The 20,367-nt window shown below is 38.4% G+C and carries 19 protein-coding genes and 2 pseudogenes; 13 read left to right on the top strand and 8 right to left on the bottom strand.

What is annotated here, in order from left to right:
* Nucleotides 1-149 precede the first annotated feature (149 nt).
* The 6 genes from ACFIKU_RS00105 to mnhG are packed head-to-tail and all read left to right on the top strand — an operon-like array spanning nucleotide 150 to nucleotide 6,201.
* The gene (locus tag ACFIKU_RS00105) at nucleotides 150-3,071 is read left to right on the top strand and encodes a monovalent cation/H+ antiporter subunit A (RefSeq protein WP_375656329.1); all 2,922 of its coding nucleotides are present in this window, start codon (nucleotides 150-152) and stop codon (nucleotides 3,069-3,071) included.
* Nucleotides 3,071-3,412 (top strand): Na+/H+ antiporter subunit C, encoded by a 342-nt coding sequence (locus ACFIKU_RS00100; RefSeq protein WP_375641225.1) that lies wholly within the window; start codon nucleotides 3,071-3,073, stop codon nucleotides 3,410-3,412. Before ACFIKU_RS00105 ends, ACFIKU_RS00100 begins: the two co-directional genes overlap by 1 nt.
* A complete protein-coding gene (locus ACFIKU_RS00095) occupies nucleotides 3,412-5,034 on the top strand; it encodes a monovalent cation/H+ antiporter subunit D (RefSeq protein WP_375656328.1) in 1,623 nt (540 codons plus the stop codon). The genes ACFIKU_RS00100 and ACFIKU_RS00095 overlap by 1 nt, the downstream gene beginning before the upstream one ends.
* A complete protein-coding gene (locus ACFIKU_RS00090; RefSeq protein WP_375656327.1) occupies nucleotides 5,031-5,513 on the top strand; it encodes a Na+/H+ antiporter subunit E in 483 nt (160 codons plus the stop codon). Before ACFIKU_RS00095 ends, ACFIKU_RS00090 begins: the two co-directional genes overlap by 4 nt.
* Nucleotides 5,513-5,794, top strand: a complete 282-nt coding sequence (locus ACFIKU_RS00085; protein ID WP_273790147.1) for a K+/H+ antiporter subunit F — start codon at nucleotides 5,513-5,515, stop codon at nucleotides 5,792-5,794. Before ACFIKU_RS00090 ends, ACFIKU_RS00085 begins: the two co-directional genes overlap by 1 nt.
* Complete coding sequence (gene mnhG, locus ACFIKU_RS00080; RefSeq protein ID WP_375656326.1) at nucleotides 5,791-6,201, top strand: monovalent cation/H(+) antiporter subunit G; 411 nt, start codon at nucleotides 5,791-5,793, stop codon at nucleotides 6,199-6,201. The genes ACFIKU_RS00085 and mnhG overlap by 4 nt, the downstream gene beginning before the upstream one ends.
* Before the next feature lie 16 nt (nucleotides 6,202-6,217).
* Here the strand turns inward: mnhG and ACFIKU_RS00075 are convergent, their stop codons facing one another.
* The 4 genes from ACFIKU_RS00075 to ACFIKU_RS00060 all read right to left on the bottom strand — a co-directional run bounded on the left by ACFIKU_RS00075 (nucleotide 6,218) and on the right by ACFIKU_RS00060 (nucleotide 9,179).
* Nucleotides 6,218-6,610 carry an MliC family protein gene (locus ACFIKU_RS00075; protein ID WP_375641218.1) on the bottom strand — a complete coding sequence of 131 codons (393 nt, stop codon included), beginning with the start codon at nucleotides 6,608-6,610 and terminating at the stop codon, nucleotides 6,218-6,220.
* A 17-nt stretch (nucleotides 6,611-6,627) separates the two neighbouring features.
* The gene (locus ACFIKU_RS00070) at nucleotides 6,628-7,023 is read right to left on the bottom strand and encodes an MliC family protein (RefSeq protein WP_375641217.1); all 396 of its coding nucleotides are present in this window, start codon (nucleotides 7,021-7,023) and stop codon (nucleotides 6,628-6,630) included.
* Between the two features lie 415 nt (nucleotides 7,024-7,438).
* The gene (gene aroB / locus ACFIKU_RS00065; RefSeq protein ID WP_375656325.1) at nucleotides 7,439-8,572 is read right to left on the bottom strand and encodes a 3-dehydroquinate synthase; all 1,134 of its coding nucleotides are present in this window, start codon (nucleotides 8,570-8,572) and stop codon (nucleotides 7,439-7,441) included.
* Entirely contained in the window at nucleotides 8,562-9,179 is a 618-nt protein-coding gene (locus tag ACFIKU_RS00060) for a shikimate kinase (RefSeq protein WP_375656404.1), read from the bottom strand. Before ACFIKU_RS00060 ends, aroB begins: the two co-directional genes overlap by 11 nt.
* 260 nt (nucleotides 9,180-9,439) lie before the next feature.
* Between ACFIKU_RS00060 and ACFIKU_RS00055 the strand changes: the two genes are divergently transcribed.
* The 4 genes from ACFIKU_RS00055 (at nucleotide 9,440) to ACFIKU_RS00040 (ending at nucleotide 13,707) form a co-directional block, all read left to right on the top strand.
* Nucleotides 9,440-10,378, top strand: coding sequence for a site-specific tyrosine recombinase XerD (locus ACFIKU_RS00055; RefSeq protein WP_375641215.1), 939 nt, complete (start codon nucleotides 9,440-9,442; stop codon nucleotides 10,376-10,378).
* Nucleotides 10,379-10,456: 78 nt separating this feature from the next.
* Entirely contained in the window at nucleotides 10,457-11,413 is a 957-nt protein-coding gene (locus tag ACFIKU_RS00050; protein ID WP_273722483.1) for an acetyl-CoA carboxylase carboxyltransferase subunit alpha, read from the top strand.
* A 38-nt stretch (nucleotides 11,414-11,451) separates the two neighbouring features.
* Complete coding sequence (locus ACFIKU_RS00045; RefSeq protein ID WP_375656324.1) at nucleotides 11,452-12,201, top strand: L,D-transpeptidase family protein; 750 nt, start codon at nucleotides 11,452-11,454, stop codon at nucleotides 12,199-12,201.
* Between the two features lie 1,383 nt (nucleotides 12,202-13,584).
* Nucleotides 13,585-13,707 (top strand): hypothetical protein, encoded by a 123-nt coding sequence (locus ACFIKU_RS00040; RefSeq protein ID WP_375656323.1) that lies wholly within the window; start codon nucleotides 13,585-13,587, stop codon nucleotides 13,705-13,707.
* A 59-nt stretch (nucleotides 13,708-13,766) separates the two neighbouring features.
* On the opposite strand, the gene ACFIKU_RS00035 is transcribed toward ACFIKU_RS00040, so the two are convergent.
* From ACFIKU_RS00035 to ACFIKU_RS00025, 3 genes are all read right to left on the bottom strand, one after another.
* A complete protein-coding gene (locus ACFIKU_RS00035) occupies nucleotides 13,767-14,828 on the bottom strand; it encodes a CobW family GTP-binding protein (protein ID WP_375656322.1) in 1,062 nt (353 codons plus the stop codon).
* A 405-nt stretch (nucleotides 14,829-15,233) separates the two neighbouring features.
* The gene (locus ACFIKU_RS00030) at nucleotides 15,234-16,331 is read right to left on the bottom strand and encodes a D-alanyl-D-alanine carboxypeptidase family protein (protein WP_375656321.1); all 1,098 of its coding nucleotides are present in this window, start codon (nucleotides 16,329-16,331) and stop codon (nucleotides 15,234-15,236) included.
* A gap of 737 nt (nucleotides 16,332-17,068) precedes the next feature.
* A complete protein-coding gene (locus ACFIKU_RS00025) occupies nucleotides 17,069-17,875 on the bottom strand; it encodes a lysophospholipid acyltransferase family protein (RefSeq protein WP_375656320.1) in 807 nt (268 codons plus the stop codon).
* Between the two features lie 129 nt (nucleotides 17,876-18,004).
* On the opposite strand from ACFIKU_RS00025, the gene thiD reads away from it, so the two are divergent.
* Complete coding sequence (thiD, locus tag ACFIKU_RS00020) at nucleotides 18,005-18,859, top strand: bifunctional hydroxymethylpyrimidine kinase/phosphomethylpyrimidine kinase (protein ID WP_375656319.1); 855 nt, start codon at nucleotides 18,005-18,007, stop codon at nucleotides 18,857-18,859.
* A gap of 767 nt (nucleotides 18,860-19,626) precedes the next feature.
* Here the strand turns inward: thiD and ACFIKU_RS00015 are convergent.
* The gene (locus ACFIKU_RS00015; RefSeq protein WP_375641208.1) at nucleotides 19,627-19,779 is read right to left on the bottom strand and encodes a hypothetical protein; all 153 of its coding nucleotides are present in this window, start codon (nucleotides 19,777-19,779) and stop codon (nucleotides 19,627-19,629) included.
* Between the two features lie 17 nt (nucleotides 19,780-19,796).
* Between ACFIKU_RS00015 and ACFIKU_RS00010 the strand changes: the two are divergent.
* A pseudogene (locus ACFIKU_RS00010) lies at nucleotides 19,797-19,931 on the top strand (tail protein X); the annotation flags it as partial.
* A pseudogene (locus tag ACFIKU_RS00005) lies at nucleotides 19,931-20,367 on the top strand (late control protein); the annotation flags it as partial. The pseudogenes ACFIKU_RS00010 and ACFIKU_RS00005, both read left to right, overlap by 1 nt.

The raw sequence follows: 20,367 nt of genomic DNA, 5'->3' as shown, positions 1-20,367 counted from the left end.
TATTGTTATGCAAGCATTGTTTTTTTTAAAATTTAAATGCTTTTAAGTTTTATTAAATCTTATTATCATTAAGTGTGGAATGGGGGGGTGAGAATATAAGTTTTTGTTTTGTCGATGACAAAATATTAAGGCAAAATGGAGTTTAAAGAATGACAACACGGGAAGCAATGTTGGTATTGCTCGTTTTGCTTCCCTTTGGTGGAAGTGCTGTCATTGGCTTTTTTCGTTCGACAGCAAAAAATAATGAAGCGTGGTTTGCTGGGATTGTTGCACTTTTCTGTCTTATTTTTACAATAATGCTTTATCCAGAAGTTCGCGGAAACCACATAGTGCGTTTAGATATTTCTTGGCTTCCAGAATGGGGGAGCGATTTGATTCTCCGTATAGATGGTTTGTCGTGGCTTTTTTGCTTGCTTATTACAGGAATTGGGCTGCTTGTTGTCATTTATTCACGTTATTACATGGATCCGGCGGATTCTGTACCGCGTTTTTTTTCCTTTTTTTTGGCCTTTATGGGATCAATGATAGGAATAGTTTTATCAGGTAATCTCGTCTTTTTGGTTGTTTTCTGGGAACTCACCAGTATTTTTTCTTTTTTGTTGATCGGCTATTGGTATCATAATGCAAGTGCGCGTGAGGGTGCGCGTATGGCTCTAACGATCACAGGTTTTGGTGGTTTTGCCCTTTTTATTGGGGTTTTATTGATTGGGTATATTGTTGGCAGTTTTGATTTGGATAAGGTGCTTCAGTCTGGAGATATGATCCGGTCAAGTTCTCTTTATAGTCCTATCCTTATTTGTATTTTATTAGGGGGATTAACAAAAAGCGCGCAATTTCCCTTTCATTTTTGGCTACCCAATGCGATGGCTGCTCCAACCCCCGTATCGGCTTATTTGCATTCGGCAACAATGGTAAAAGCAGGATTGTTTTTGCTTGTTCGTTTATGGCCTGTGCTCTCTGGAACAGAATCTTGGTTTTGGCTGGTTGGTTTTTCAGGACTCTCAACTCTTCTTCTTGGGGCCTATTTTTCCATGTTTCAGCAAGACTTGAAAGGGTTGCTTGCTTACTCGACTATTAGTCATCTTGGTTTGATTACCACGCTTTTAAGTCTTGGCAGTCCACTTGCTTGTGTTGCAGCGATCTTTCATATGGCCAATCATGCTACTTTTAAAGCTTCTTTATTTATGGCTGCTGGCATTATTGATCACGAGACGGGAACACGTGATATGCGTAAATTGTCAGGGCTTTATCGTTCTATGCCTATTACAGCAACTCTTGCTTTAGTTGCAAGCGCAGCGATGGCTGGAGTTCCTTTGTTGAATGGTTTTTTATCGAAAGAAATGTTTTTTGCTGAAGCTGTTGAAACGCATATGGAATCATGGCTCGATTGGATTGCCCCTTATGTGGCAACTCTAGCTAGTCTGTTTAGTGTGACCTATTCTATACGCTTTATTCATGGTGTTTTTTTAGGACCAAAGCCTGAAAATTTACCCAAAATTCCCCATGAACCACCGCATTTTATGCGTTTACCAATGGAGCTTTTGGTGTTTATTTGTTTAGCAGTTGGTATTTTTCCTAATTTAACAATAGGACCTATTTTAGATAATGCGGTCGTATCTGTTTTAGGACCAATGACAATTCCTTATAGTTTGGCTGTTTGGCATGGGTTTAACACTCCATTAGTGATGAGTTTTGTTGCATTATTAGGAGGCGGATTGCTCTATGCTGTCGGGCATCGTTATTTTTTATCCTGTGATGATGGGGCTCCTTTTTTCCGTCACTTAAAGGGACCGCGTATTTTTGAACGCATTCTCGTGATTATTTCTTGGAAATGGGCACGTGCGGTGGAATCTGTTTTGTCAACACGCCGTTTGCAGATACAGTTGCACTGGATTTTTTGGGTGTGTTTTGCATTTGTTGGTCTTTTACTTTGGTGCGATGGGTTCATTTCAGTGGGGGCATTACCGCTTTTTCCAGTTGATATTCCTTTTCTCGCTCTTTGGTTGGTTGGCGGATTATGTGCGCTGTTAGTTGCTTGGCGAGCAAAGTTTCATCGTCTTGCTTCACTTATGCTTTTAGGAGGAGCTGGTTTGATGACTTGTGCAACCTTTTTATGGCTCTCTGCCCCTGATTTAGCAATAACACAATTGGTTGTTGAGGTTGTTACAGTCGTCTTATTATTGCTTGGTTTGCGGTGGTTACCCAAACGTTTGCATGATCCTAGGCCAGCTGCTGTTCATTTTTGGGTTCGCTTGCGTCGTCTCCGTGATTTCATCATATCCCTTGTAGGAGGTGCTGGTGTAGCATGGCTCTCTTTTGCAGTGATGACACGCCCTCAAGGTACAACGATTTCTGATTTTTTTCTAACACATTCTTACTCAGATGCTGGTGGTCGCAATGTTGTGAATGTGTTGTTGGTTGATTTCCGTGGTTTTGATACCATGGGAGAAATTGTGGTTTTGGGTGTTGTTTCCCTTACTGTTTTTGCCCTCTTACGGCGTTTTCGTCCTGCGCCTGAGAGTATTGATGCGCCTTTTCAACAGCGTATTCAGAAAGCTTTTGATATAGCACAGCCTAATCGAAATGTAGGGGATACTGTGTTGAATTATCTCACTGTTCCTGCTGTTATTATGGGTTGGTTCTTTCCGGTTATTATCGCTTTTGCTATTTATTTATTCATGCGAGGGCATGATCTGCCAGGAGGCGGATTTGTCGGTGGTATTACTTTGGCGATAGGATTTATTTTACAATATCTTGCACGCGATATTCGGTGGGTAGAAACGCATTTGAGAGTTTTACCTTTGCGTTGGATAGGCTTTGGCTTATTGTTGTCAGTCGTAACGGGGATGGGTTCTTGGTTTTTTGGATATCCTTTTTTAACATCCTTTTTTCGATATATTCATCTTCCGTTAATTGGAAAAGTTCCCATGGCATCTGCTTTTTTGTTTGATTTTGGTGTGCTTTCTCTTGTGTTAGGGGCAACTGTTCTCATTTTAATTGCACTTGCACACCAGTCAATTCGGAGTTACCGAATCGGTAAGAAACCTGTTTTAAAAGAGAAGAAAAATTAATGGAAATTGTTCTTTCTTTAGGTATCGGTGTTTTTGTTGGATCAGGTATTTGGCTTGTTTTGCGTCCACGTACTTTTCAAGTCATTCTTGGTTTGTCTTTGATCTCCTATGGTGTGAATCTTTTTATGTTTTCAATGAGTAGACCGCGTAGTAATGCTGCCCCAATTGTTGATCCTAACACTGTTATTAATCCAGCTAATTATGTCGATCCTCTCCCACAAGCCTTGGTTTTAACTGCGATTGTGATTGGTTTTGCAACAACAGCTTTATTTTTAGTTATTCTTCTGGTTTCACGTGGTTTAACGGGTTCTGATCACGTTGATGGACGTGAGGTGCAATAATGGAAGTAGGGGTGCATCATCTCCTTATTTTGCCTATTCTTTTGCCGTTAATCACTGGAGCACTTCTTCTTTTTTATGATGAACGTCGTGCAAAATTTAAATCATTCATCAGTCTTTCTTCTGCTGGACTGTTGGTCGTTACTGCCATTTTATTGGTTATGCGTACTCTTGAAATAGCACCGGCTTGCGATGTTTATCGACTTGGCAATTGGCCTTCTTCCTTCGGAATTGTTTTAGTCCTTGACCGCTTAAGCGCTATGATGCTTTTACTTTCCAGCTTGTTGGTGACTAGCGTGTTGGTTTTTGCGCGGGCTCATTGGTACAAAGCTGGTTCTCATTTTCAGTCACTGATGCAATTTTTTATGGTGGGGATAAATGGCGCTTTTTTGACCGGCGATTTATTTAATTTATTTGTGTTTTTTGAAGTTATGTTAACGGCTTCCTATGGGCTTGCTTTGCATGGTTCTGGTCAGACACGCGTGCGCGCAGGGTTGCATTATGTCGTGGTTAATCTTGTTGCTTCGTTATTTTTTTTAGTTGGTATAGCGCTCATTTATGGAGTCGTTGGTACTCTTAATATGGCCGATTTGGCTGTTAAAATAAAATATATATCTTCTACAGATATTGTTTTGTTCGAAATAGGTGTTGCACTTTTAGGTATTGCTTTTTTGCTTAAAGCGGGTATGTGGCCGCTTAATTTTTGGTTGGTACCAACTTACAGTGCAGCAGCAGCGCCAGTTGGAGCTTCTTTTGCACTTTTGAGCAAGGTTGGTATTTATGTTATTTTACGTTTAACGCTGCTATGGTTTGGTCCTGAAAGTGTATATTTTAGCCATTTTGGTCATACGGTTTTGTTTTATGGTGGGCTTGCCACTATGATTGTTGGTTTTATTGGGGTATTAGCGAGCCAAGTTTTGGTGCGTTTGGCAGCTTATAGTGTCCTTGTCTCTTCTGGTACGTTGTTGGCTGCGATCGGGATCGGCAATGCAGCACTGACAGCAGGCGCACTTTTTTATATTGTTTCTTCAACTTTAGCACTGGGAGCTTTTTTTCTTTTGGTAGAGTTGGTTGAGCGCTGTCAAGATGTGGCTGCTAATGTTCTTGCTGTTACAATGGAGGTGTATGGTGACGATGAAGAGGAGGAAGAGGATGAAGTTGGTACCTATTTTCCAGTAACCCTGGCAATTCTTGGAGCGTGTTTTGGTATCTGTGCCATGTTGATTGTTGGGTTGCCACCTTTTTCTGGTTTTGTTGCTAAACTTATGATGTTCATGGCAATTTTAAACCACAGTAGAGAGGATTTTTCTGCTTCTCTTCCGGTTTACCAAGATTGGCTTTTTGTTGTTTTTGTCACTCTTTCTGGTGTTGCGGCTTTGATTGCATTGACACGAACGGGTATCCGAACTTTTTGGGTTTCTCTTGAAGGGCGCGTTCCCCGTGTGCAGGTGATAGAATTTGCACCTATTGCCGTTCTCCTTGCTTTGTGTTTTCTTATAACAATTGTAGCCGGTCCTGTTAGTCATTATATGTCTGAAACCGCTAAGTCTTTGTATGAACCTCAAAATTATATTGAGGGCGTTTTAACGGATTTTTCTCTCGAAAATAGGGAGATGAATAAATGAATCGTTTTTGTCCTTCCCCCTTTTTCAGCGGTGTCATTGTCCTTATGTGGCTTATTTTAAATGGTTTTAGTTTAGGGCAATTGCTTTTAGGGATTTTAACCGCTTTGTTTTGTGGTTGGATGATATGGCTTTTGGAGCCAGAGAAGGCTGTTATTAAAAGCTGGAGTGCGGTTTTTCGTCTCGGTTTTCGAGTATTTATAGATTCTATATTCTCAAATATTTCGGTGGCTTGGTTTGTTTTAACAAAGAGGTCTCGAGAGCAGAAATCTGGTTTTATTGTAGTACCTCTTCTGCTTCATAATCGCACTGCTTTGGCTATTTTAGCATGCATTCTTTCGGTAACTCCTGGAACGGCTTGGGTTGCCTATAATAGTAAAAAGGGTGAACTTTTGCTCCATGTCTTAAATTTTAAAAATGGGTATGATTACAAACAGTTGATCAAACAACGGTATGAGCAATTGCTTTTGGAGATTTTTTAATGAGTATGGTGATTCTTTATTGGGGGCTTTTCTTTTCACAGTTTTTTTTAAGTTTAGCGGTGATTTTCGCGCTGTTTCGGTTGATTCGTGGTCCACGGGCGCAGGATCGGATTGTTGGTTTGGATGCTCTTTATATAACCACTATTCTTTTATTTCTTACATTCGATATCCGTTCAGGAACAACCATTTATTTCGTAGCAGCTCTCATTATTGGGTTGTTGGGTCCTGTCTCGAGTATTGCTTTGGCGAAATTTCTCATGCGGGGGGAGATTATTGAATGAAAGATGATGTATCGCTTGTAGTTGCTATTGCTATCACAGTTTTCTTAATATTAGGGTCTGGACTGACTCTGATCGCAACGATAGGCTTGGTGCGTTTTTCCAATTTTTATAAGCGTTTGCATATGCTTTCAATATGTACGAGTTGGGGCGCTTATAGCATTCTCATTTCTTCATTTCTTTATTCAATATTTGTGGATCATTATTTTGCTTTTCATGAAGTTTTGCTGATGTTTTTTTTATTTTTAACGGCACCAGTAGCTTCTATGTTGCTTTCACATACAGCAGCTTATCGACATCATTCAGAAGAACAGTCAGAAAAACCGCTGGCTCTTTTATCACACCAGACGGAGAAAAAATTATCCATGTCAGAAGGAACATCAAGCGATGAGAGCCAGCGCGGTTCTTGAAATGTAAGAACCTTCCTTATTCTGTGCTTTTTTCTTCTACACAGTGGATGGGCTTTTCTTCTTTTGGATCATTAATAAGATCGTAAAATATGGCTTCATTTTTAGTTACCCACCAAATGTATTGACCACCCACATATTTTCCTCCAGAAGCGGCAATTACATTAGAACCAATGATGCGCTTATCGTTCCATTTTAAATCAACAAGCGCAATATTGCCAGCATTATGATAAGTTGCCTCAACATGCTCTTTGCTTGTTCCCATATCGCATTGATAGGAGACGGTCTCTGTTGTTGGTTCTAGATCATCTGGTACTTCAATGACTAAAGAACTTGCTAATGCATTAATTGAACCTAGGAGGAACACACTTAACGTAATGAAAAATTGTTTAGTAAAAGAAATTTTTTTCATAATATTTCCCGTGTTATTTAAAATAATAATGTTGACTCATCTTTACAGAGGATAGGTGTTTTTTCTTCTGGATCCTGAGCAAGGTCATAAAGCGTGACTTCGTTGTTCTTCTCCCACCAGATATACTGAGCTCCTGCAAATTTTGCTCCTGTCGCAGCGATGACATTAGCAGCAATGACGCGATCACCTTTCCATTTGAAATCAACCAACGAAATATTGTCAGCATTAAGATAGACTGCCTCAACGCGTTCTTTAGTTGTTCCAGTATCGCATTGGTAGGTAACAGTCTGGGTTGTTGGTTCTGGATTATCTGGTACTTCAATGATTAAAGAACCAGCTAAGCTATTGTTTGAGCTGAAGAGCGATAAACTTAAAGCGGTGAAAAATCCTAAAAAGTGTAAAGTTTTTTTCATGATGCTTCCCTATATTCCTATATTGCGCACAAAGAATAATTGATTGATACGATGGTGTCTACGGCAGGATTCGAACCTGCGACCCCAGGATTCATACCACTTCGATTTTCACCGCCAGCCTTATCGACTGTTTGTGGTCTGGACTGTCTCTTCACCTTGAAGCTTTTAGCTCTTTAGGTGCTGCCCGTTCAGTCTCTACACCTTTCTCTCATTTTAAGAGAGACTTGGCTCGGGATTGGCATATAGTTTCCCATGAAGCTTTCCCCGAATTTGAGCAGATCCACTTTGAGGATTTCTCCTTAAAGTGCCCAATTTCTTTAGGAATCCTGTGCTCTATCCTACTGAGCTACGCAGACATCATCATATTTAACCTTTAATAGAAGTATAAAAACGAATCAATTATATTCAATATGAATTAACGGATTTCTGCTAATTTTTGTTCCAGAAAAGTCAAAACTGCATCTGGTGAAACATTTTTTGCAATAAATGATTGACCAAGTCCGCGTGTTAAGATGAAGGTCAAATTGTTTTGAGAAACTTTTTTATCTTGAGCAATGAGAGTCATGAAAGTTTCAGAATCTGGTAGAGACCCTGGGATATCCTTTAATTGTGTAGGTAATCCTATAGATTTGAAGTGCGCTTCAATGCGTTGTGTAAGTGCGGGGCTTATTAAATTTAGTTGAGCAGAAAATTGATGCGCTAGAATCATTCCAATTGATACAGCTTCACCGTGAATTAAACGTTTTGAGTCATAAGCGGTTGCTGTTTCAAGCATGTGTCCAAATGTATGGCCGAGATTTAAGAGTGCGCGCTCTCCTGTTTCGTGTTCGTCACGTGCTACAATGTCAGCTTTAAATTGGCAGGAGCGGACAATGGCCTCTGTTCGTATAGGGCCATTAGAAAAGACTTCTTGTCCATTTTTTTCAAGCCATTCAAAAAAATCAGGCTGGTTAATGAGTCCATATTTGACCATTTCCGCGTAACCAGCACGAAATTCGCGCAGCGATAGGGTATCAAGGACACAGGTGTCAGCAATAACGCATTGCGGTTGATAAAAAGTACCAATAAGATTTTTGCCATATCGGCTGTTGATGCCTGTTTTTCCACCGACAGAGGAATCAATTTGTGCAAGAAGCGTTGTGGGCATTTGAATGAAGTTCATACCACGGCGGATTATACTTGCAGCAAATCCTGCTAAATCGCCAATGACACCACCGCCAAAAGCAATAACACAGTCGCCTCTTTCTAAACGCGCGGCAAGAATTTGATCGATGACAACTTGCAGGGTTGAAAATGATTTTGATTGTTCTCCCGCTTCTACAATAATAGGGATAGTATGAATGTTATTTTTTGTTAACTCTGCTTGTAGTATCTCCAAATGAAGGGACGCGACATTTGTATCTGTAACAAGTGCCAAGCGCGTTGGATGAGGATCTTTTTTGTTAAGAGCATTTTTAATCTGTGAAGCAGCTTGTGCAATTAGACCCGGACCAATGATGATATCGTAACAGCGTTTGTCCAGTTTAACGGTGACTGTTTTAGTTTGCATGCTGGTTATCCCTATTTTTAATTTCTGTGTATAGGTAGTGCTGTACAGATCGTATAACATTTTGTGCTACGGTATGACGGCTTTCTTTATGGCTGTTAATTGTTAAATTTGCCTTTTCATAGATAGGATAACGCTGTTCCATGAGTTTTTGCATGGTTTCTTTAGGATTGGCTGTTTGAAGCAGGGGGCGTGTTGGGTGCTTTGAGACACGTTGCATGAGGATATCAAGATCGACTTTTAGCCATATGGATATACCATTTTTGTGAATGGCTTTTCGGATATTTTCATTTATGTAGGCACCACCACCTGTTGCTAAAACAAGGGGACTTTTTTTCATGAGGTTTAGAATAACACGCTGTTCAAGAGCACGAAATTCGGATTCACCATAAATTTCAAAGAGTTCAGTGATTGTCATTTGTGCAGCTTTTTCAATTTCTTGGTCAGAATCATAAAAGGGTAAACGAAGCATGGTGGCAACGCGTTTTCCGATCACTGATTTGCCTGCCCCCATAAGACCAACAAGGACAAGTGCTCTTTTATCAAGGGACGATAAGAGCTGATTCTTTATCTGTGTTATGGGAACGCGTTTTGGTTGATTGCTTTTCATAACTTTATTTCGGCATTTATCCATCTTAAAGTCAATTCCTGTTAATCTTTGTGAGGCATAATACAAGATAGAATATTTTTGGGTAGGTTATTGTCTTATGCCAACATTGACCAGATTTTTGATGATTCTTTTCATTTTGCTTTCTGTTCTTTTCGTTATAATGGGTGCTCTTGTGGTTTGGGTTGAACCAGTAAGTGTGGATATGTACATTGATGTTCCCTTGGATTCATGGAATCTTTCTACAGAAGCGAATCAATGAAATGAAAAGTGGTGCTGTGATAGATCATTTTCTTGAGATGATGAGCGCGGAGAGAGGGGCTTCACCTCATACGCTTGCGGCTTATCAGCATGATTTGCAGTGGGCACAAGACGAATTGTCTTCACATTCTGTTTCGCTTTTTTCAGCACAAAAAGAAGATTTAATTACCCTTTTGTCGCTTATGCATACTTTTGGTTTTGCGGCATCTTCGCAAGCGCGACGTTTATCGACTTTGCGTCAGTTTTATCAATTTCTTTATGCTGAAGGGTTGAGAGCAGATGATCCCTCTCATGATATTGATGCACCTCGTCAGGGGCGTCCTTTGCCCAAAATCATGAGTGAAGATGCAGTGATAAAATTGCTTGATTTGGCACAGTTGGAGGTTAATCAAGCAGATTATGGGTCCAAAGAGTATTTCCGTTCACTGCGTCTTCAGCTATTGATTGAAATGCTGTATGCAACGGGTTTGCGCATCAGTGAATTGGTGAGTTTGCCGGTTCAGTCTGTTCGAAGGAAGGAGTACAGCGTTTTGGTTCGTGGTAAGGGCAAAAAAGAACGAATGGTGCTGTTATCAAAAAAAGCATGCCAAGTGCTTTTACAGTGGTTGGATTTGCGTGATCATGGGAAGGATGCCGCAAGTCCTTATCTTTTTCCTGCGCATTCCGAGACAGGATATATTGCTCGTCAAGTCGTTGCGCGGGAGTTGAAAAATCTCGCTAGAAGAGCAGGGGTAGAAAGTGATAGCTTTTCTCCCCATGTGTTGCGCCATGCTTTTGCTAGCCATCTTTTGCAAAATGGTGCTGATTTGCGTGCAGTTCAACATTTGTTAGGTCATTCTGATATTTCTACTACTCAGATTTATACCCACGTGTTGGAAGAGGGACTTTATCGTTTAGTCAATGAGCATCATCCACTTGCCGATGAGCAAAAGGCTCGTTAAAGAAAAGGTGATGTTTTTGAAAAAGACTTTATAAAGCAAATTATAAGTGTATAAGTGACACTGAATGAGTTGGTACAAATGTATAATTATCTTGATTTTGAAAAACCCGTTGCTGATCTTGATGGGAAAATTCTTGAATTAAAAAAAATTTCTCAGGAAAAAGGCAGTCTTGATATGAGCGATGAGATTGCTCGTCTTGAAGCGCGATCTCAAACAGCGTTGCGCGATATTTATAAAAAATTATCGCCGTGGCAAAAAACACAAGTCGCTCGTCATCCTGATCGTCCCCATTTTATGGACTATTCTAAACGCCTATTGAGTGATGTTACGCCTTTGGCCGGAGATCGCAAGTTTGCTGAAGATGAGGCTATTCAAGCGGGGTTTGCACGCTTTAAAGGTGAGGCCGTTGCTTATATCGGTCAAGAGAAAGGTCACGATACGCAAACACGTTTGCGTTATAATTTTGGTTCTGCACGTCCAGAAGGCTATCGTAAAGCTGTACGTATTATGGAAATGGCTGACCGCTTTGGTTTGCCTCTCCTCACTTTTATTGATACAGCAGGTGCTTATCCTGGGGTAAGCGCTGAAGAACGTGGGCAAGCGGAAGCAATTGCTCAATCAACAGCTGCAACTTTGCGCCTAAAAGTTCCTGTGGTTTCCGTTGTTATTGGAGAAGGCGGTTCTGGAGGGGCGATAGCAATCGCGGCTGCCAACAAAGTTTATATGTTGGAGCACGCAATTTATTCTGTTATTTCACCAGAAGGAGCAGCTTCTATCTTATGGCGTGATCCAGCTCGTGCAAAAGATGCTGCAATGAATATGCGTATTACCGCTCAAGATTTGTATCGCTTAAAGATTATTGATGGCATTATTTCGGAACCTTTAGGGGGAGCGCATCGTGGCAAAGAGATTGTCATTGATGCAACGGGTGATGTTATTTCAGAGGCTTTAAAAGCTATGGCTGGAAAAGATGGTGAAGCTCTTAAACAAGAGCGAAGGGAAAAATACCTTCAAATTGGTCGATCTCTAACATAGATTATTTTTGTGAGAGGTGTTGATTGGAGTTTTATTCGATGACATTTAGCAGATTCCTCGCTGTGTGTGTGTTGATTGTAATGGGAATATTGACGGCATGTGAAGGAAGATTACCAGCATCTATTCGTGCTAAGGTTGAGCAGCCGTTGCCGCAAGAAATCCAGAATAGAATGGCTTTGTACGATATTGATCCTTATGCACCAATTGTAATGCGATTTTTCAAGGAAGAAAATCTTGCTGAAGTTTGGAAGCAATCTCGTTCAGGGCCTTTTATCTTGGTTGCTCGCTATGGCATTTGCAAATGGTCTGGTAAGCTTGGACCTAAATATAAAGAAGGGGATCTTCAGACACCAGAGGGTTTTTATACTATTAGCGCAAACCAAATGAATCCTTATTCAAAATATTATCTTTCTTTTAATATAGGATTTCCTAACCTTTATGATCAGGAAAATGGTCGCACAGGAAGCAATCTTATGGTGCATGGTTCTTGCTTTTCCGCAGGTTGTTATTCTATGAGTGATAAGAACATGGCTCAGATTTATGCGTTTGCACGGGATGCTTTTAAGGGAGGACAAACAGAGTTTCAGTTGCAGGCTTTTCCTTTCCGCATGACCGAGGATAATATGTCACGTCATAGCAATGATCCTCATTATCAATTCTGGGTTATGCTTAAGAAAGGTTATGATTTTTTTGAAAAAAATCGTCAACCTCCAACTGTTGAAGTTTATGGAAAACGTTACGTTTTTAATCACGATATTGATAAAACTTCAGTTTCTCGAATGCAGTGAATGTGATTGTATCTTACTGCACCGTAAACACTATCACTTAATAAATGGTGATCTCGACAGGATATGCAAAAACTTTACGCATAAGTTTTTTTAGTGAGTGGCCAATATTTTAAAGTGCAGATTTTTTTCATAGAGTCTTATGAAAGTAAATCAGATGAAGTGAGAAACCAAGAGGAATTTTCTCAAAGAAGTTGGATTGTTTGCACATCAGTACTGGTGCCAATCTTCGTTTTTAGTGAAGAGTAAGTTAACATAAAATGTACCTCTCTTTTTATTTCTTTCAAAGAGTTTTATTCTTTCATGCTGTAAAATATTATCTTGTCGCTGTTATATAAGATACATTCACATATTTTAAAATGCGATATTGCCTCTGTCTGATTTTGGTTTTTTGCCTCAACAGGGATTTTGATTTCAATTAGCTGGAGTAAATCATAGAGTTGAGCAGAATATTTTAGAACCAAGAATTTGTCCAATCGGTTTGTGAAATGAATCACATGAAGTGGTTTGCAGATGAAGCGCATTTAGAGAGAAAACAATCTGATTACAGATTGATGGATATTAAATTTTTCATCATAACAATTTGATTTATAATAATTTATCATTTTGCAATTTGAGTTAATGGACTCAATATCATCAGATCCTTTTATCTTAACATCTGTTTATAATGAATTAATCAAAACCATTTTTTGCACGCCATAAAATTGGATTGGTATGTGAGCAAAACTCTTAAAGAAAGGAGTACGGATATTTCTCATGAGTACTCTAAAATACCAAGGTTTTCTAGAGCATTTTCAACTGGCAAGAGCATGAGGCTACCAGCTTGCATATTTATGGAGTAAAGATGAAGAATGGGGCTCATACATTTCATGGAGAATTTGTATTATATTATTTATGGGTAGCGTCTTGAAATAGGGATGATGCGTATTGAGAGACGGTGTTTTTAAACGAATGCGTGAATTCGTGATACAATGATGTTCTATTTTGTGTTAGGGCGATTATTTTACAAATAAAGGTAATATGTTAGCGCTGGAGTGTTTTACTACGTGGTTATTTTGCGTCATGCGGTTTTGTAAGAAAGCTAAAAAGTTTCAATTGTGGTAGTCTATGGGAATTTTGCCGTCCAGTGAAAAGGTAGGAATAATTTTATGGGAGGCATTATGGTGTGGAAAGCATTGTTAAAAATATGTATTTTCTTATTTTTTATTCCATTATGTGAATAAACTTGAATAAGAATATTTATAACATATTGATTTATAATGCTATTTTAGCGTTATTCGATTTAAATTAGGATTCTGAATATCGTAGGATTCTCTCATTTCAAAGCTTTTCTATGTTGAATTAATTAAAACCATTTGCTTGCACATTACGAGCGAGGATAGCCATGTGGGTGAAACGGTGCAAGAAAAGACTAATATGCTTTTTACGAACCATTTAAAGTGCCAAGAGCTTTTTGTTTCAACATTGGCAATTAGCAAAGTGTGTGATGGTGCTGGTTTACTCCTTTAAAAGCATAAAGATGGTGGTGCCAATGAATTTAATGTTGTATCATTGAAGGGGAGAAAAAATTAAAATTTTATTCCTGGAATGACTAGAGGATTTTCTAAGAGAGCTGTTTTGTCTGCAGTATCTATTGCTGGTTTATTAAAAAAAGCATTGAGGAGCTTTTGTATTGCTTCTTTTTCAACACCATCGGCAATGATGACAAAACGTGTTTGTTTTATTCCTTTTGGCCATGCTGGCAATCTTATGGGAGCATGAAAAAATGTTTGTACGCCATGTAATACAAGTGGGCGACAAGGGTCATCACGCAATGCGATAATTGCTTTAATACGTAATAATTTTGTACCATAACGCTCTTGTAGGATATCTAAAAAAGCTTCAATTGTGGTGTAATCAACGGGATCTTCACAGTTTAGTGAAAAGGTACGAATGGTTTTATGGGGGGTATGATCATGTGGGGTGGTCATAAGATTTTGTTTAAGTTTTGTATTTTCTACTTTTTCATCCCAGAATGTGTTATTTATTAACAGCTTTGAACAAAAATCTTCAGAATGGGCGTCAATGATTTGTGCTGTAGGATTTATTGTTTTAAGTGTGTTAAGGAGCGTATCTGAAGGTGTTTGTTGGACCATAAGGTCTGTTTTGGTGAGAATAATTTTATCAGCAAATATTAATTGTTTATATATTTCAGGATAGCGCTCACATATGGAAAGTGTGCTTAATGTATCAAATGTTGCAAGAACAGCATTTATAGACAATGTTTGAATAAATAACGGGTGGCTTAAAAGTATTTGTAAAATAGGGGCGGGATCAGCCATCCCTGTGGTTTCAATGATAATATGATGGAGTTGTTTGATCTGTCCTGTCTGAACGCGATTTATTAAATCAATTAATGTATCGATGAGATCACTACGTAAATTGCAGCATAAGCAACCATTGGCAAGCTCAATAATTCCTTCTGTCGTTTTTTCAACTAGAAGGTGATCAATACTGATTTCACCGAATTCATTGATGATAATAGCACATTCTCTTAAAAGAGGGTCTTGTAGCATACGGTTGAGCAAAGTTGTTTTGCCAGAGCCTAAAAAACCAGTAATAAGCGTGAGAGGGATGCGCTTTATTTTCATGTTAATCATCAATCATGGTTTTGTTTAAAAAAACATATCTTAGTACGTCTAACCAATTTATAATGGTATTCACGAGGGATATAATGGTCAATCTCCTATGAATCCATTGTACCACTATCTTTACGCTTATAAGGTTAAGTGCACATGGTATATCATACACTTTTTAGCGTCAATGTTATGATAATTCTTGGTTCTTGAAAGGACTTATAGGAAGAATTTTTATTCTTTGTTTTTATTATTTTATCTACATGTTCATCCACCTTGTGGCGCGCAAGTGACTGGTTTTTATTGATTCAACAAATACAGATTTGAAATGAGAGAATTTTACATACTTGTGGTGCTGACATAAGGTACAAAATAATTAATTTATCATTATAAATCAAAGTATTATAATGAATTGTAAGGTTATGATTTATGGTTTTTTATAGAATGGTTTGCGTGCCTTTTATACGGAATATAGGGTTTTCTTAGTGGTTTTACTGTCATTTTAGGTGTTTGTGGCGTACGAATGAGGTGTACTGATAAAGGATGAGAAAAAGAAGGTGGAGCAGTGATAAAAGGAGAAGTGAGAATAATATTTCCTTGATCATCATATGAATTTGCATGCATTTTTATGGCTTCAGGTGTGCATGTTTGTTGTCTCATATTGTTGGCTTGTGTTATGTTGCTCCCATAAGGTTTTAATGTTGCTAGTGTTAATTGGGGGCTTCCTTGGTGCAAAAATCCTATTTCAAGAAGTTGTGCAGCTTTTTCTTCTCTTTCACTTATGTTGTTAGCACCCAGAATGACAGCAATAATTGTACGTTTATTGCGGGTGGCTGAGGCAACAAGATTAAAACCAGAGGCACAAATAAAGCCTGTTTTCATACCGTCTATTCCATAAAAACGGCCAATGAGATTGTTTGAGTTATGCTGGATTTTTCGATTATTACCAAAATCAATGGCTGGAATAGAAAAATAATGAGCATATTGTGGAAATTCTCGACGTATTTGAACAGCTAAGAGAGCAATATCGCGTGCCGTGGAGTAGTTTTGAGGGTCTGGTAAACCACTTGCGTTCGCAAAATGGGTGCCAAACATGCCTAAACGTTTAGCTTCGCTATTCATTTTACGTACAAAATCTTTCTGTGAACCTGCAACAGCTTCACTCATGGCAATGGCCAAATCATTGGTCGATTTAACCATGGTGATACTTAAAGCTGTATCAAGTGTGAGTACAGAACCAGCTTTATAGCCTGAACGATATGAGGGAGCTTTTGCGGCGTAGTCGCTGATGGTGATATGTTTGTCTGGTGAAATTTCCCCTCGGCTCATGGCACGAAAAATAACATAAGCGGTCATTAACTTTGTCAAGGAAGCAGGATACCAACGCTCAAAAGCTTGATTATGTTTTAAGATATGCCCCGTTGTAACATCAACAGAAATAAAAGGCTGCGCTTGAGCAACAGCGCTGGATAAAATCAAAATGAAAGAAAAAAATAAATTATAGAAGAGACGTTGCATTAATTTAAATTGAGTTCCCTCTTATTCGTTATTTAGAATTGTTTTAATGTAGCACACAAAGCTTTTAAGTCTAGGATAGGGAGGAAAGATGGTTAATTGCTGTATCCGTTGTGTCTCAGAGATAAAAACCAACACTCATCTTTTATTTTCCCCTTGAATTTGGTTTGATGACTTAAGTATCTCAAGAAATACTTTTTAAATGATGAAGATTATACAAGTTAAATAATGAAGATTGTACAAGATTTCAGGTTCTTGGGGGGGGGATTGATGTTTCTCAGGAAGGAACGAATCGGCATAATCATACATTTTTCTTGTCCTCCTGTTAGGATAGCCCTTGGCACTTGAGATTGAGAAGGTTCGTAAAAAGCATTTTAATCTTTTCTTATATCATTTTATTCACACGAGGTATTCCCGCTTGTAATGTGCAAGCAAATGATTCTAATTGATTCAACATCAAATAGATTTGAAATGAGAGAATCTTACGGTATTCAGGATTCCCATTCAAGTTGAATGGCTATAAAAGATCATTGTAAATCAATGTGATGTATGTTATTTAAACAATTTTAAAGAGAGGAAGAACTCTTTCTCAAAAAAAATCACACATTGATCATTTCTTATCATGTACATGTGTTTTATAATTTTGAATTAGAAAGTTTGAAGTATTTTTCTTAATATTTTTGTTTCCATATACTTCGCTCAATATACCAATATACAAAGTGATACGTTATTCTGATCAATCAGCGCATTGTTTCATGATGATTTAGTTTTTGCAGTTTCTGAACAGCGTATGGTGGCATAGGAGGAGGGGTGGGATCTTGAGCTGCTAAGAGAAGCAGTTCATCACACGCTTTTTCAGTTTTTTGGACAAGTTGATCTAGAAAATCACGTTTGCTTAAACCCGCTTCTATCGGGGGAAGAATACGGACACGAATTGTTCCGGGATAGCGGCGAAAATTATTGCGTGGCCAATATAAACCCGCATTGTGTGCAATAGGAACAACTTGAAGTCCTAATTCATTATAGAGCGCGACAATTCCTGACTTATAATCTGGTTCTTGACCAGGTTGTCGGCGTGTTCCTTCGGGAAAAATCAAGATTTGGCGCCCTTGTTTTACTTTTTCTTTTGATTTTTGTATAACCATTTTTAAGGCTTTGATGGGCGTTGTGCGGTTAATGGGGATAATTTGTGTTTTTGCCATATACCAGCCAAACAATGGAATCCACATCAATTCACGTTTTAAAATGAGAGTGGGGTCATCAAAATAGGGAACAAGACTGAAAGTTTCCCAAGCCGATTGATGCTTTGGAGCAATGATATAGGGTCCTTTGGGAAGATTTTCTAATCCTTCAATCTCATAACTTGTGCCTGCGATGTATTTTTGCAAAAAGAGTGTAACGCGCGCCCATGTTTTAGGGACAATCCATGCCTTTTTGCGGGGCATTAAAAAATAAACGGGAGCGTAAAGAATCATTTGTATGAGAGTTGTTGTATAAAAAGCGAACGTAAAAAGAATAGAACGAAGGATAAGCACTACATTTTCCATTTTATATCTATAAGAAGACTTCATATATAATATAACTCACATGAGAAAACATCTTCTTTATGTTTTTTCAAACATCTATTTTTTCGGTAACTTATTTTCCGATATTTAAAAACAGAAGGAAAGAGGTTGATGGAATTACAAAAAGATAAACTTTTTATTCCACGGATTTTATCTATTGCGGGAACAGATCCTTCTGGTGGCGCTGGAATGCAGGCGGATTTGAAGGTTTTTTCAGCTATGAAAACTTATGGTATGAGTGTGGTTACAGCTGTTGTTGCACAAAATACTCAGGGTGTGCGTTCTTTTCAGGCATTAGATGCTTCTTTTGTTGCAGATCAAATTGATTCTGTTTTTGAGGATATCCATGTTGATGCCGTTAAAATTGGTATGGTTGCAAATGCTCAGATTGCACAGGTTATTGCAGAGCGTCTTGCTTATCATAAAGCGCGTTTCATTGTTTTTGATCCGGTTATGGTTGCAAAAAGTGGTGATGTTCTTTTAAAGTTTGATGCAATTGAAATTATGCGTGACGTTCTTGTGCCGATGTCAACTTTGATCACGCCAAATTTGCCTGAAGCTGCACTGTTATTGGGAGGTGAAGTGCAATGGTCTTTAGAGAGTATGTATCAATATGCTCCACGACTTTTGGCGCTAGGGTGTCATGCAGTTTTGTTAAAAGGGGGGCATTTGAATACGCTTAGCAGAAATAGTACAGAAAATTACGATTGTTCTAGTCCAGATCTTTATTGTGATTGTGAAAACCTTGTTATGCTTGAAGCTTCTCGTCTTTCAACCACTCATGATCACGGGACAGGGTGTACCATTTCTGCCGCTATTGCAGCTCTGTTACCTACCCAACCTTTGGATTGCGCTGTTAAACAAGCAAAAGATTATTTGCATGGCGCTTTAACTGCCTCAAATGCTTTAAAAGTAGGTAAAGGGCGAGGGCCGCTTCATCATTTTTATGCATTATGGAAAGATTAATACAACAATTGATTGTGAAAAATCTTCACTTTATGAATTTGTTTTGTCATTATATGCTGTTTTGGAGGTATGACTGTTAAGTATTAGCGCATTGTAGTTTAACAGTTATTTTGTATTAAGAAGGATGAGAAAAATGTTATAATTTGCTTCTTTTATATATTTTTTAAGATTAATGTACCCTGTTTCAGAGGCAATTTTGAGTATAAAAAAGAGAGCTAGGAATTGTAAAATCAGAATTTGATAGCAAAAAGGATAGAAGGAAAGACTTTTTACAAGGCGATATTAAAGCTGGCTGATCCCACTATATTTGCTGTTTCTTATATTGGTGGCAAAACAGGATGAGCCAAAATCGGTATCAAAATTATTGAATATATCTAACATTGATTTTTTCTATTAATTGACTAACAGAGTAACTATCTAAAAAATATGATGCAACTGTATTTTTAAATATTTGCTTTCGAGTTCTTCATAAATATGAGTAACAAACAGTAAATTATCGATCATATCAAATAAAAAAATTCACTTGTTAAGCTTAGATCTGTGATAGATATCTTTTTTAAGACAATGACCCTGAAAATCATGAAAGTAAGAAAATTTGAGTGAGTCATTTGAAATAATTATATTTGTAATAACTGCTGTTAGCTTTTCACTATCAGTATTAAAGGAGATTGGCTAAACTTTCTTGGTTGTATAGATTTGTTTTCTATATTTGAGTTTTGCTGAAAATAATAAATTCTCTTGTAGATTAGCAAAAAAAGAGTTCATAGCTAAACCGCTATGTGTTTATTGGAACAAACTTTGAATTCACCAAATTTTATAAAACCCAATTTTTTATAAATGCCAATTCCCTCGTGAGAGGCTTGCATACCAATAACATGATATTTCTTTCTTTTTAAATGCTCAATAGCAATTTTTGTCATTACTATTCCAATACCTCTTTTTAGAAGCTACATTGGAAGCCAATCCAGAGATTGCCCAATATGGTGTGCTTTTACCGCGGGGCTTGAAGGTCATTCTGCCTGAATTTGTGTTGTCTAATCCCCAAAGCACGGTGAAGCGGCTATGGGATTAATGCGTACACACCCCTTTATTGTGGTCAAGGTGGGAGACAAACCTGTTCACGCGGTTTTTTACCAACGTCTTTTAACCGCAACCATTACGGACCATGCCGGTAATGAAGCCGATACATTTGAAGCAGAATTTGATGATAACGGCAATGATTTAGAGGTTCCACAGAGCAACAGTGCGCTCCAGGTGATCTTTGGCTATGAGAACAGCATCAGTGCTTTTATGGGGTGTTTTGTTGTCGAATCGGTTGTAAATTGTGGGGGCAGTGATGGAGAGATTTTGCGCCTTTGTGGTAAAAGCGCCTCGATGCGTAAAGAGCTCAAAGAACAGATGAGTGAACATTTTGATCACAAAACTGTTGGGGAGATTGTTGAGACACTCGCCAAACGCCATGGCTATCAAGCAAAGGTCAGTCCCCAGTTCACTAAAAAACCTTTGCC

This window comes from Bartonella sp. CM120XJJH, assembly GCF_042194715.1.
Classification (GTDB): Bacteria; Pseudomonadota; Alphaproteobacteria; order Rhizobiales; family Rhizobiaceae; genus Bartonella.
The sequence above is the reverse complement of the archived record's forward strand: the minus strand, read 5'-3'. Positions and strand labels throughout refer to the sequence as shown.